Source organism: Vibrio sp. Vb2960 (genome assembly GCF_033337665.1).
Lineage (GTDB): Bacteria > Pseudomonadota > Gammaproteobacteria > Enterobacterales > Vibrionaceae > Vibrio > Vibrio alginolyticus.
The window spans coordinates 48,041-61,543 of record NZ_JAWORD010000004.1 but is presented as its reverse complement, the minus strand read 5'-3'; the positions used below and the strand labels follow the sequence as shown (position 1 = coordinate 61,543).

The window sequence follows — 13,503 nt, the reverse complement described above, 5'->3', positions numbered from 1 at the left end:
TTTCATATTGAAACAAAAACTTCGGCATTTTTGTTTCAATATGAAACGTAAAACGACAAATTGTCCTGAATAGTGATCGTCGCCATAAAGCATGCTGATGCTTATTACTTCTGACAGTCGGTTTGACACAGAGGTCATAAAAGCATGGAACAAAACCAGAGATATCCTTCACCACTTACCACACCAAACCTAATATAAACCTTATCCCTACAATGGATATTCATTGCAGTCCAAAACACACATAAAAAAGGTTAAAGGTTTGAATTATGGACAAAATTATTATCAGCCCAAGCAAATACGTCCAAGGTGAACAAGTACTTACATCTATCGCTCACTATGTGAAAACATTAGGTGAACGTCCGTTAGTAATTGCCGATGAGTTCGTGACTAACCTGGTTGGTGATGACGTCAAGCAAAGCTTTGCTGACGAAAAGCTTCCACTCACTATGAACATTTTTGGTGGCGAATGTTCGCGCGTTGAGATTGAACGCATCACGGACATTTGTGCCACTCAGAAACACGATGTCATTGTCGGTATTGGTGGTGGTAAAACGTTAGATACAGCAAAGGCTGTTGCGTTTTACACAAAAATTCCTGTCGTGGTGGTTCCTACGATTGCCTCGACAGATGCACCAACCTCAGCGCTTGCGGTGATATACACACCTGAAGGTGAATTTGCAGAATATTTGATGATCCCTAAAAACCCAGACATGGTCATCATGGATACGTCAGTCATCGCCAAAGCCCCTGTTCGCTTACTTGTATCGGGGATGGGCGACGCGCTTTCCACCTACTTTGAAGCTCGTGCCAACATGACTTCTGGTAAGGCAACAATGGCTGGTGGGTTAGCGACGCGTTCAGCACAAGCGCTTGCGAAACTTTGCTATGAAACCTTGCTTGAAGATGGTGTAAAAGCAAAAGCTGCGGTAGAAAATGGTGTGAGCACCAAAGCGGTAGAAAACATTATTGAAGCCAATACATACCTAAGCGGTATCGGTTTTGAAAGCAGTGGTCTAGCGGGTGCTCACGCTATTCATAACGGCCTAACTAAGCTTGAAGAGTGTCATCATCTCTATCATGGTGAGAAAGTCGCGTTCGGCACACTAGTTCAGCTGGTACTAGAAAACGCAGCGATGGAAGAGATTAATACGGTTCTTGCATTCTGCCGCTCTGTAGGTCTACCAACCAACTTATTTGATATGGGCGTTAAAGAGCTTAACCACACTAAGTTGCGCGAGGTCGCCGAAGCCTCAACGGCCGAGGGAGAAACAATCCACAATATGCCATTCCCAGTGACGGCAGAAAATGTCTACTCTGCAATTCTAACCGCTCACCAGTTGGGTCAATAACTCACAAACCTTAAAGTGGGTTTAAATAAAAAAAGCGGCACATACTCTCGCATGTGCCGCTTGGATTTTTGCTGTTAAGCGTAATTACTCAACCGTTACCGCTTTCGCTAGGTTACGTGGTTGGTCTACGTCCGTACCTTTGATCAGTGCTACGTAGTAAGACAGTAACTGCATTGGGATGGTGTAGTAGATCGCCGCCGTGATTTCACTAACGTGAGGCATCGTGATGATCTTCATTGTTTCATCGCCTTCGAAGCCTGCGTCTGCATCTGCGAATACGTATAGAAGGCCGCCACGCGCACGCACTTCTTCAACGTTTGATTTTAGCTTTTCAAGTAGGTCGTTGCTTGGTGCAACCACAACAACTGGCATGTCAGCATCAATTAGGGCCAGAGGACCGTGTTTCAGTTCACCCGCCGCGTACGCTTCTGCGTGGATGTACGAGATCTCTTTCAGTTTTAGAGACGCTTCCATCGCGATTGGGTAGAACTCGCCACGGCCTAGGAACAATGTGTGGTGCTTGTCTGCAAAATCCGTTGCTAGTGCTTCAATTTCTTTCTCGAAAGAAAGTGCCGCGTTGATTTGCTTAGGAAGTGCGTGTAGCGCTTCAACAATCTCTTTTTCTTTCTCTTTGCTGATGCGACCTTGCTCTTTACCCAGTGCCGTTACCAGCATAAGTAGTGCAGAAAGTTGAGTCGTGAACGCTTTGGTTGAAGCCACACCGATTTCAACACCAGCGCGAGTCATGAATGCAAAATCTGATTCACGAACCAAAGAGGAACCCGCTACGTTACAGATGGTCATCGCCGCCATGTAACCTTTCTCTTTTGCTAGGCGAAGTGCTGCTAGGGTATCAGCGGTTTCACCAGACTGAGACAACGTGATCAATAGGCTGTTTGGACGAGTCACAAACTTGCGGTAACGGAATTCAGACGCAATTTCTACATCACAGCTAACGCCTGCAATGTCTTCAAACCAGTAACGTGCCGTCATACCTGCGTTGTAAGACGTACCACACGCCACGATTTGTACATGTTCTACTTTGCTTAGAATGTCTGCCGCGTGCACACCGATCGCGTCTGTCACAACAGAATCTGACGTGATACGACCTTCCATTGTGTTGATCAACGCTTTAGGTTGCTCATAGATTTCTTTTTGCATGAAGTGACGGTATTGGCCTTTATCACCTGCATCATGCTCTGCATTAGATTCAACAATTTCACGCTCAACTGGCTCACCCGTTTCATCAAACACAGTGACTTCACGGCGAGTAATTTCTGCTACGTCACCTTCTTCTAGGTACATGAAACGGCGCGTAACGTTAAGTAATGCAAGTTGGTCAGACGCTAGGAAGTTTTCACCTACACCAAAACCGATCACGATCGGGCTGCCTGAACGCGCTACTACGATGCGAGATGGGTCTTTGCGATCCAACGCTACCGTGCCGTATGCGCCTTCAAGTTGTTTTGCTGTTTTTTGTACCGCTTCTAATAGCGTTTCTGAAGTACGAAGTTCCCACTCAACCATGTGTGCGATAACTTCTGTATCCGTTTGCGATTCAAACACGTAGCCACGAGATTGAAGCAGCTCACGCAGCTCTTCATGGTTTTCGATGATGCCGTTATGGACCACTGCGATATCACCAGACATGTGTGGGTGAGCATTGATTTCAGAAGGTTCACCGTGCGTCGCCCAACGAGTGTGCGCAATACCAGTTCCGCCGATCACTTTTGCTTCTTCTACTGCATCAGCCAATTCTTGTACTTTACCCAAGCGACGAACGCGCGTTAGGTTTGATTCGCCATCAACAACCGCAACGCCAGCAGAGTCGTAACCGCGGTACTCTAAGCGGCGTAGACCTTCAACCAAAATTTCTGCAACATCTCGTTGTGCTACTGCACCTACGATTCCACACATGTGTTTATCTCCGTTTGTAGTTTTGTTCTTCCCTAGCCATGATTTCAAATAGAGGCAGCAAGCAAAGGCCTTTATCCAGAGGGAAGTGAAATATGAAACTGATTACATTGTTAGGCGCAAATGACTTTCACGCCATGTTGTTCAATCTGTACTTTATGCTCTGCTTGGATATCTGCATCGGTCACCAACACATCAACTTGATGCCAAGCGAGCTCTAAGTTTGGGATCTTACGGCCGATTTTTTCGGACTCGATCATTACGATCACTTCACGTGACGCTTCTGCCATTACCTTACTTAAGCCAACCAATTCATTAAATGTCGTGGTTCCACGCTCGAGATCGATGCCATCCGCACCGATGAATAGTTGGTCAAAGTCGTAAGCTCGTAATACAGATTCGGCTACTTTGCCTTGAAAGGACTCTGAGTGCGTATCCCAAGTACCGCCAGTCATCAGCAGTGTCGGTTCGCTCTCTAATTCATTTAGGGCGTTAGCAACATGCAACGAGTTGGTCATGACCACTAAGCCACGTTTATCATTCAACTGTTGAATCAGCGCGGCAGTCGTGCTGCCACTGTCGATCACGATGCGATTATGATCGCGAATCAATGATGCTGCTGCTTTTGCTAAGCTTAACTTTCGAGTCGAAACATTAGCGCCCAATTCTTCGTGAATGACTTCCTTTGGGATAGCAATCGCACCGCCATAGCGGCGTAGAAGTTGGCCGTTTTTCTCTAAAGAAGCTAAATCCTTTCTAATCGTGACCTCTGAGGTTTCGAATTTCTGAGCAAGTTCATCAACGCTGACTTCTCCTAGTTCAGAAACCAAGTTAGAAATGGCGTGTCTTCTTAATTGAGTATTTCGTTTCGACATTTAAGTTTTGATTTTAAGTTTCGATGTGAAACTTATTATAGTCAAACCGAAACTTTTAAGTCCATTTATTTCGATCCAAAAAATTAATATTTCTCGATAAAACCTTGTCCTAAGACAATTCTTAAACAGTGATATTGGATTCATTCAGTGGTAGAATTCGCCACCGAAAAGAAAAAAAATTACAGAATTGAAGGCTATTTTTTTGCAACTTTCTGCATATAAAGTGGGATTAGTCACAAAAAGGTAACCAAAATCGCCGATCTTTTAGTCATAAAATGACTAAACTTGGTGAAAGACTTTCAGAATCTGAAGTTCTAATAATGAGACGAAAAATCGGTGGGTGACAGGTACTAAATGTCATCAAAAACGTCCTGACTTCAGAGTAAATAACCGACTTTCAAATTGTAACTATACTTACCGGAGAGTATCTTCCATGAAAAAGACCAAAATCGTATGTACGATTGGCCCTAAAACAGAATCTGTAGAGAAGCTAACTGAACTAGTTAACGCAGGCATGAACGTAATGCGCCTTAACTTCTCTCACGGTGACTACGAAGAACACGGCACTCGTATCGCGAACTTCCGTAAAGTAATGGAAGCTACTGGCAAACCACTAGCAATTCTTCTAGATACTAAAGGTCCAGAAATCCGCACTATCAAGCTAGAAGGCGGTAACGATGTTGATCTAGTAGCAGGTCAAGAATTCACTTTCACAACTGACACTTCAGTTGTAGGTAACAAAGATAAAGTTGCAGTAACTTACGCTGGTTTCGCAGCCGACCTAAACGTAGGTAACACTATCCTAGTAGACGACGGTCTAATCGAGATGGAAGTTATCTCTAAGACTGAAACTGAAGTTAAATGTAAAGTTCTTAACAACGGTGCACTAGGCGAAAACAAAGGTGTTAACCTTCCTGGCGTTTCTGTAAACCTACCTGCACTATCTGAAAAAGATAAGAACGACCTTAAATTTGGTTGTGAGCAAGGCGTTGACTTCGTAGCAGCTTCTTTCATCCGTAAAGCGTCTGACGTTCAAGAAATCCGTGAAGTACTTGCTGCAAACGGCGGCGAGAACATCCATATCATCTCTAAGATCGAAAACCAAGAAGGTGTTGATAACTTCGACGAGATCCTAGAGCTTTCTGACGGCATCATGGTTGCTCGTGGTGACCTAGGTGTTGAAATCCCAGCTGAAGAAGTAATCTTCGCTCAGAAAATGATGATCGAGAAGTGTAACCGTGCACGTAAGATGGTTATCACTGCAACTCAAATGCTTGATTCTATGATCAACAACCCACGTCCTACTCGTGCGGAAGCAGGCGACGTTGCTAACGCAGTAATGGACGGTACTGACGCAGTAATGCTTTCTGGTGAAACGGCGAAAGGTAAATACCCTGTTGAAGCGGTAACTATCATGGCTCAAATCGCGAACCGTACTGACTCAGCGCTAAAAGCTGAACTAGGTTCTCGACTAGACAGCCCACGTCTTCGCATCACTGAAGCAGTATGTAAAGGCGCTGTAGACACAGCTGAGAAACTAGCTGCTCCACTTATCGTTGTTGCAACTGAAGGCGGTAAGTCTGCACGTTCAGTACGTAAGTACTTCCCAACTGCAAACATTCTAGCGCTAACAACTAACAAGAAAACTGCTGCACAGCTAGTTCTAACTAAAGGTGTTACTCCTGTAGTTGTTGATTCAATCGAAAGCACTGACGCATTCTACGTAGCGGGTAAAGAACTTGCTCTAGAATCAGGTCTAGGTAACAAAGGCGATATCGTTGTTATGGTTTCTGGCGCTCTAGTTGCTTCAGGTACTACGAACACAGCTTCTGTACACGTGCTATAAGACTGAACTTTTAACACTTCAGTTTCTTGAGAAGGAGGGCTTATGCCCTCCTTTTTTATATGGCTTTCTTGCTCTCATAATAGGCTAATTGTATTATTTACCTCTATCAGAATTTCGTACTGTTTAATTTTATCGTCACGATTAAAGTTTCTATGAGGTGTATGTGTCTAGTCCCACTCTTACCGACAAAGTATTAAGAATGATCCGTCAGGATATTCTCGATGGCGAGCTTAAACCAGGTCAAAAACTCGTGGTTGCCGAACTCAAAGAGAAGTACAACGTAGGAGCGTCACCCATTCGAGAAGCATTGGTGCAATTATCTTGGAGCAAATACGTCAAACTCGAGCCGCAAAAAGGCTGCTGGGTTGCACCTGTATGTAAAGATGAGTTACATGACTTGTACGAAAGCCTGCAAATGGTCTCCGCATGCTTACTCAGTAAGGCAATTATGATTGGCGATGAAAAATGGGAACTGGATGTACTAACTGCTTATCACAAGTTATCCCGAGTAAAACCTGGCGAAAGCTTTTGTTGGAGGGAATGGGAAGCGCGCCAAAATCAGTTTCTTACTGCGCTGTTTGAAGGTGCTGGCTCTGTCAATATGTTTGGTTTTTTCCGCGATCTACTCACGCAAATTAAACGCTACCAATACTTCGCGATGCAGATTTTAGGCACAGGGAACCCTGGGCACTGTAATCTCGATGAGCAAGAAATACTGATGAAGGCATCGCTAGACAAAAAGAGTCAGGATGCTTTAGGTTATCTAGAGCGTTATTTGAGACAGTCAATACAGTGTATCGAAGCCGTCATCGACAACCAATGTCGCATACTGGCTAGCGAATAACGCTGAGACTAAAAAGCGGGGGTCTATCCCCGTTTTTTCGTTTTTGTAAAAGCACTAAGCAATATCATCATAACTATGACATAGCGATACGCAGTTACGCCCTGCACTTTTTGACTCATACAAAGCAATATCAGCACATTTATACGTTCTTGTACGATCAGAGGTTAAATCACTATACCCAGCACTGACAGTAATGCCTCTATCACTATGCATTTGAACCGCGACACGTAGCCTGTTCAATACAATTTCAGCCTCTTCTAGTGTTGTATGCGGCATAATCACTGCAAATTCCTCACCACCGACACGAGATACAAAGTCTGTGCTGCGGACTTCTTCTAGGAGGGTTTCTGCGACACTACAAATCACCTTGTCTCCTTCGTCGTGGCCAAGCTCGTCATTAATACGTTTAAAGTGGTCAATATCAAACAACGCCAAACAAGCAGGAGGGCTATCAGGATAGCGTTCAATAATCCCCGCATATTGCGCCAATTGCTCTTCAAATTTTCGGCGGTTCCACAACCCCGTCAAGCCATCTTTTTCGCTTAGGTTTCGTAATTTTTCTTCTAACTCTTTTTGCCCAGAGATATCCACCAGCGACGTAATGTAATAACTCACTTTACCTGATTTGGTTAAATTCGCCTGAATACGCATTATTGCGGTAAAGACTTGATTAAACTTAGTTCGACAACGAATCTCCCCTTCCCATACGTGTTCACTCTTCAATGCTTTCCAGATACTCAGGTTTGCTTCGAGATCTTCAGGTAAGAGAATTAAATGATGTGCACTCCAACCTTGGGCATGCTTGGTTGAGTAACCCATCATATTTTCAAACTCTTGATTAACCATGATGATTCTATGTGAAGCATCCGAGATCATCACCGCAGTCATACCATCAAGAGCAGCTCGAGCCAACTTCGATTCCATACTATGACGCCGATAATGCAGAGCAAGGGCTGCCGTCGGCAAAGTGAAGCCGAGCACCAAACTTAAAACAAAAAACGCTTCTTGGATTAAGTCATCAATATCCCTCTGAGCTCGGGATAATAACTGCTCATTGGTAAGATCAATAACCAGATGAAGAGGTTCGCTAGAAACAAACTGGATGGTGCGATACGCGACCAAATTCGAACCATTGTAAGCATAGCCCGAATCTTTTGAATTTAAACTACGCCAAATGTTTGGGTACATCCGGCCAAAATTAAATTGAGAGCGAGCGGGAATTATATGGCCATACAAACGAGCTGATTTAGGGCTATCAATGTAAAATCCGTCACTCTTAATCAGCTCAATATGGAAATCAAGCACTGACGAATAGTTGAGTCGAGAGGATAAATAGTCAATATCAACATTAAGCACAAGATACCCTTCGCGCTTTCCGTTAAGCGAAATAGGCATCAAAATACGCAGTGACGGGCTATAGGGATAGACTAACTCGCCATACTCTCGTTCTAAACCTATCCCCCACGAAGCGATTTCGCCATCGTCTAAGTTCTTAGCGAATTGAAAGTAATCTCGCTCTGACTTATTTTGCAATTTGATCGCGGGCAACGCAGCGCCTGTTTCAATATCATAATTAATCCTCACTTTTTCTCGACCAGAAACATCAAGAAAGCGAATTTGCTTATACAACTTTTGATTGATTGCGACCGAGATCCACATGTCTTCTAAGATGGAACGGTTCACCCGGTTAGGTTGGCGCAGATATTCATACAGACTTTGGCTGTGACCAAGTAGGTCACTGATCGTTTCGATTTGATCCTGAATATTGCTGTATTCACGGCCAGTATAGGCCAATTGATGTAACGCTTCTTGAGCGGTGTTCTCAACATTGTTTTCTAACAATGTCAGATATTTCTGATAGTAGTAAGCGGCAGTGAGTGCACTAAAAAATAGTGCTGTCGCCAATAAGGTGCCGACTCGCTTAGGTACTTTCACACGTCTAATGCCTATCATGCTTACTAAAACGACAATTATATCATTAATTGTTATTTTCTAAACAAAAAAGCCACTTAGATTAAGTGGCTTTTCTATATGCAATCATAGAGTTAAGGTTTGAGGGCTCGCTCTCCTCGCGCAATGCCAACGACACCACTACGAGCAACTTCGACAACTTCGGTCACTTCGGATATCGCTTGAATGAAGGCATCTAGCTTTTCACTCGTACCCGCAAGTTGTACGGTGTATTGGGAAGCCGTGACATCCACGATCTGGCCACGAAAGATGTCTGCCGTCCGCTTCACTTCTGCTCGCGCAAAACCACTGGCTTTCACTTTCACCATCATCAGTTCACGCTCAATGTGCTCATACTCGGTGACTTCTTGCACTTTCAGCACATCGATCAATTTGTGTAACTGCTTCTGAATTTGTTCCAACTGCATCTCATCAGATGTCGTGGTAATGTTCATTCGCGACAGGGTTTCATCATCAGTCGGTGATACCGTCAAAGATTCAATGTTGTAACCACGTTGAGAGAACAAACCAACAACACGAGACAACGCACCCGGTTGGTTTTCCAATAGTAATGAAATAATGTGTCTCATATTAAGTTCTCTCCGTTTTGCTTAGCCACATTTTATCCATACCCTCACCTTTGATTTGCATCGGGTATACGTGTTCGGTTTCGTCTACGTTGATGTCTACAAACACCAGACGATCTTTCATATCCAACGCTTTTTGTAGCCCTTCTTCGAGCTGATCAGGCGTTTCGATACGAATACCGACGTGACCATAAGCTTCTGCAATCGCTGCAAAGTCAGGAACAGAACTCATGTAAGAATTAGAGTGACGGCCTTGATAAATAATGTCTTGCCACTGTTTTACCATGCCTAAGAATCGGTTGTTCAGGTTGATGATCTTCACTGGAATGTCGTATTGCATGGCTGTCGACAATTCTTGAATATTCATCTGAATACTGCCGTCACCAGTCACAACCACGACCTCTTCTTGTGGCATGGCAAACTTCACGCCCATGCCAGCCGGAAGACCAAATCCCATGGTGCCAAGACCACCAGAGTTTATCCAACGGCGCGGCTTATTGAATGGGTAGTACAGTGCCGCAAACATCTGATGCTGGCCCACATCAGACGCCACATACGCGTCGCCATTAGTTAGCTTGTGCAGCGTTTCAATTACTTGCTGTGGCTTGATTCGTTCTGGAGACGTTTCATAAGACAAGCAGTTGCGATCACGCCACACTTGAATGTCATCCCACCATGCGGTGATAGCATCTTGATCATTTTCACTACCTTGCTCTGCAAGCAGCCCGAGCATGGTTGTCAGCACTTTTTCCGCAGAACCTACGATCGGCAAATCCACTTTCACGTTTTTCGAGATCGATGACGGATCGATGTCAATATGCATCACTTTTGCGTTTGGGCAGTACTTTTCAAGGTTGTTGGTTGTACGGTCATCAAAACGCACACCGATACCAAAAATAAGATCCGCTTCATGCATTGCCATATTAGCTTCGTAAGTGCCGTGCATACCCAACATGCCCAGTGAGTTTTTATGTGTACCCGGGAATGCCCCCAAGCCCATCAAAGTACTCACTACTGGTAGGTTCAGTTTGTCGGAAAGCTCTAAAATATGTTCATGGGCGCCAGAAATCACTGCACCACCACCGATATAAAGCACTGGTTTTTTCGCTTCTAATAGCGATTTAAGCGCTTTTTTAATCTGGCCTTTATGGCCCGAAGTTGTCGGCTTGTAAGAACGCATTGAAAGCGTTTCTGGATATTGATAAGGCAGTTTGATTTGCGGGTTCATCACATCTTTTGGCAAATCAATCACAACTGGACCAGGTCGACCCGTAGTCGCAATATAAAACGCTTTTTTGATTGTTTCAGGAATATCTTCCGCTTTTTTTACTAAAAAGCTGTGTTTGACCACTGGGCGGGAGACACCGACGATGTCACACTCTTGGAAAGCATCATTACCAATTAGGCTATTCGGTACGTTACCCGAGATAACGATCATTGGGATAGAGTCCATATATGCTGTTGCAATACCCGTAATGGTATTGGTCGCGCCCGGCCCCGAGCACACAAGTACGACACCCGGTTTACCGGTAGCTCGAGCGTAACCATCTGCCATATGAGTGGCGGCTTGCTCATGCCTTACAAGTACGTGTTTGATTTGATCGGTTTTGGCATGCAGTGCATCGTAGATATCCAAAACAGAGCCACCTGGGTAGCCAAAGATCTGCTCTACGTGCTCTTCTATCAGAGATTGAACCACCATCTCTGCGCCTGACAACATTGCTGTCATAATTGCTCTCCTTAGCCAGTTTCCTCACCGTAAGGTCAACGGATTGGTCTGGTTTTACATAGTCTAGGTCTTATTCGTAGCCTAATCGAAATACTTCCACGTTTTCGGCTATGTCTTGCGTTCGTCATAACATCCCGCAAGGTTACCCAACAAATGTAACGTTTTATTATCAAAGGGTCTAATGAGAGATTGGTCTACTTTTTAAACAAGATACTAGTAATTAGAATGTTAGTAGGAATAGCAGCCACACATCTCCTATTTCACAGTACAACCTAAAAAATTAACGCTTAAAAAAAGAACATTATTTCATAAGCTTTTAGCTACAGGGTGCTAAATAGCGTTATTTGACGAGCAGAACAGAAAAAATCAATACAAACAAAAATCCCCAGCAATGCGCGATCACATCACTGGGGATTTTTTCATCAATATAAAATCTAAGTCAGCTTAAGTTACTTTTTATCCGACTTTTCCTTATACATTTCTTCAATTTCATCTTGGTATTTGTCATTGATGACTTTACGACGAAGTTTTTGAGTTGGCGTTAACTCACCATCATCCATAGAGAAAGCTCTTGGTAACAGTTTAAACTTCTTCACTTGTTCAAACTTTGCCAACTCTTTTTGAAGATCGTTCACACGCTTCTCAAGCATTTCGACCACCTGGTGGTGCTTAATCAACTCAACGCGATCGTGATATTTGATATTCAGCTCTTTCGCGTACTCTTCTAGCGAGTCATAACAAGGCACGATAAGCGCAGAAACAAACTTACGAGTATCCGCAATGACTGCGATTTGCTCGATAAAGTGGTCTTTACCAATCGCACCTTCAATCATTTGTGGAGCGATGTATTTACCACCTGAAGTTTTCATCAACTCTTTGATACGATCGGTGATGAACAAATTGCCATTTTCATCAATGTAACCAGCGTCGCCCGTTTTTAGGAAACCGTGCTCATCAAAGGTCTTTTCCGTCTCTTCTGGCATTTTGTAATAGCCACGCATCACCATTGGACCACGAACCAGAATCTCGTTGTTTTCGCCGATCTTAACCTGTGCGCCAGGCATCGACATACCAATAGAGTCGGGGTTAAAACATTTATCATCCCAACACGATACTGTCGCAGTGGTTTCAGTCATGCCGTAGCCCAACTTAACGTTGATACCAATCGCATGGAAGAATCGACCGATGGTTTCATCCAACTTTGCACCGCCACAAGGCATAAAGTTGATTTGCCCGCCAAGTAGCGCACGCAGTTTGCTCAGAACCAACTTATCCGCCAAAGCGTATGACTTACGCAGCAAGAGCGATGGCTGACGTTTTTCTTGATGACAAGCGGCCATTTTTGCGCCCATGTTGACTGCCCAAGTAAACATGATCTTACGGTGAATCGGCGCGCGAGACACTTTCTCGTGAATCGCAGAGAAGATCTTCTCATAGAAACGCGGTACGGCACACATCACGGTAGGTCGCACCTGGCTCAGTGCATCACGTACTTGCATGGTGTCTTGCAAATAGCAGTTGGTCGCCCCTTTGTACAATACATAAAAGGTCCAAGCGCGCTCAAATACGTGTGACAACGGAAGGAAACATAATGACACGTCACTTTGAGAAAGGCTCAAGCGCTGATCGTGCCCTTCCAATTGCGCCGCAATGTTTGCGTAGTCCAACATAACGCCTTTTGGCTGGCCTGTTGTACCCGAGGTGTAGATCAGCGTGAGTAGATCATCTTCTTTTGCCTGATCTAAACGCGCGTCCAATTCAACTTGATATATAGCGTCGCCTTTGGCAACAAATGCTTGCCAAGAGATAACGAAATCATGATCGCCAAGTTCTATATCATCAGACATCGCAACAATGAGCTCTAACTGTTCGCACTGGTCGAAAATGCTCACTGCTGCATCAAATTGAGGCTGTTCACCAACAAACAGAACTTTTACGTCTGCATTGTTAATGATGTACGCCGACTGGGCGGCAGTATTGGTTGGGTAAATAGGTACTGTCACGCTGCGTAATTGCAGTGCTGCGATATCAGCGATCGTCCATTGCGGCATGTTGTTCGAGAAAATGCCGATCTTATCTTGGACTCCTAATCCCTGAGCCAAAAGTGCAAGTGATAAAGCATCAACTTGCTGACCAAATTGCGTCCACGTAATACCTTGCCACTCCTCACCCACTTTATGCTTGAGTGCAACGCGTGTACCACCGTTCGCAATTTGTTCACGAATACGTTTAACGATATGAAAATCTAACTTGGCCATTCTTTTACTTACCTTTTGGCTTACAGGCGTAAGCTAATTGAGCGAACAAGTGTACTCACGGCTTGCTAAAACGCAACTGACCAGTATCAAACTTATCACTAATAAGAGACAACTATCACTTATACGTCGCGAACGTACCTCAAATTGCTGA

At 44.2% G+C, this 13,503-nt stretch carries 9 protein-coding genes; 3 read left to right on the top strand and 6 right to left on the bottom strand.

The window, feature by feature from the left end; genetic code table 11:
- Positions 1-266 precede the first annotated feature (266 nt).
- The gene (locus R7O03_RS04735; RefSeq protein ID WP_171344397.1) at positions 267-1,349 is read left to right on the top strand and encodes a glycerol dehydrogenase; all 1,083 of its coding nucleotides are present in this window, start codon (positions 267-269) and stop codon (positions 1,347-1,349) included.
- Between the two features lie 84 nt (positions 1,350-1,433).
- Here the strand turns inward: R7O03_RS04735 and glmS are convergent, their stop codons facing one another.
- Positions 1,434-3,266, bottom strand: coding sequence for a glutamine--fructose-6-phosphate transaminase (isomerizing) (glmS, locus tag R7O03_RS04730; protein WP_005383056.1), 1,833 nt, complete (start codon positions 3,264-3,266; stop codon positions 1,434-1,436).
- Positions 3,267-3,376: 110 nt separating this feature from the next.
- Positions 3,377-4,138 carry a DeoR/GlpR family DNA-binding transcription regulator gene (locus R7O03_RS04725; RefSeq protein WP_005379701.1) on the bottom strand — a complete coding sequence of 254 codons (762 nt, stop codon included), beginning with the start codon at positions 4,136-4,138 and terminating at the stop codon, positions 3,377-3,379.
- Positions 4,139-4,571: 433 nt separating this feature from the next.
- Between R7O03_RS04725 and pykF the strand changes: the two genes are divergently transcribed.
- Positions 4,572-5,984: a pyruvate kinase PykF gene (pykF, locus tag R7O03_RS04720; RefSeq protein WP_005392243.1), complete on the top strand. Its 1,413-nt coding sequence runs from the start codon at positions 4,572-4,574 to the stop codon at positions 5,982-5,984.
- A 157-nt stretch (positions 5,985-6,141) separates the two neighbouring features.
- Positions 6,142-6,828, top strand: coding sequence for a GntR family transcriptional regulator (locus tag R7O03_RS04715; protein WP_005383058.1), 687 nt, complete (start codon positions 6,142-6,144; stop codon positions 6,826-6,828).
- A 54-nt stretch (positions 6,829-6,882) separates the two neighbouring features.
- Here R7O03_RS04715 and R7O03_RS04710 read toward each other — a convergent pair whose 3' ends face one another.
- The 4 genes from R7O03_RS04710 to R7O03_RS04695 form a co-directional block, all read right to left on the bottom strand.
- The gene (locus R7O03_RS04710) at positions 6,883-8,763 is read right to left on the bottom strand and encodes a diguanylate cyclase (protein ID WP_031780797.1); all 1,881 of its coding nucleotides are present in this window, start codon (positions 8,761-8,763) and stop codon (positions 6,883-6,885) included.
- A 110-nt stretch (positions 8,764-8,873) separates the two neighbouring features.
- Positions 8,874-9,368: an acetolactate synthase small subunit gene (gene ilvN, locus R7O03_RS04705; protein ID WP_005379697.1), complete on the bottom strand. Its 495-nt coding sequence runs from the start codon at positions 9,366-9,368 to the stop codon at positions 8,874-8,876.
- Position 9,369: 1 nt separating this feature from the next.
- Positions 9,370-11,094, bottom strand: a complete 1,725-nt coding sequence (locus tag R7O03_RS04700) for an acetolactate synthase 3 large subunit (protein WP_005383061.1) — start codon at positions 11,092-11,094, stop codon at positions 9,370-9,372.
- A gap of 449 nt (positions 11,095-11,543) precedes the next feature.
- Positions 11,544-13,352 (bottom strand): AMP-dependent synthetase/ligase, encoded by a 1,809-nt coding sequence (locus tag R7O03_RS04695; RefSeq protein WP_005383062.1) that lies wholly within the window; start codon positions 13,350-13,352, stop codon positions 11,544-11,546.
- Positions 13,353-13,503: the final 151 nt, after the last annotated feature.

Coding starts and splice junctions, on each gene's coding strand:
- R7O03_RS04735 (WP_171344397.1), top strand. CDS start 267: ATGGACAAAATTATTATCAGCCCAAGCAAATACGTCCAAGGTGAACAA.
- glmS (WP_005383056.1), bottom strand. CDS start 3,266: ATGTGTGGAATCGTAGGTGCAGTAGCACAACGAGATGTTGCAGAAATT.
- R7O03_RS04725 (WP_005379701.1), bottom strand. CDS start 4,138: ATGTCGAAACGAAATACTCAATTAAGAAGACACGCCATTTCTAACTTG.
- pykF (WP_005392243.1), top strand. CDS start 4,572: ATGAAAAAGACCAAAATCGTATGTACGATTGGCCCTAAAACAGAATCT.
- ilvN (WP_005379697.1), bottom strand. CDS start 9,368: ATGAGACACATTATTTCATTACTATTGGAAAACCAACCGGGTGCGTTG.
- R7O03_RS04700 (WP_005383061.1), bottom strand. CDS start 11,094: ATGACAGCAATGTTGTCAGGCGCAGAGATGGTGGTTCAATCTCTGATA.
- R7O03_RS04695 (WP_005383062.1), bottom strand. CDS start 13,352: ATGGCCAAGTTAGATTTTCATATCGTTAAACGTATTCGTGAACAAATT.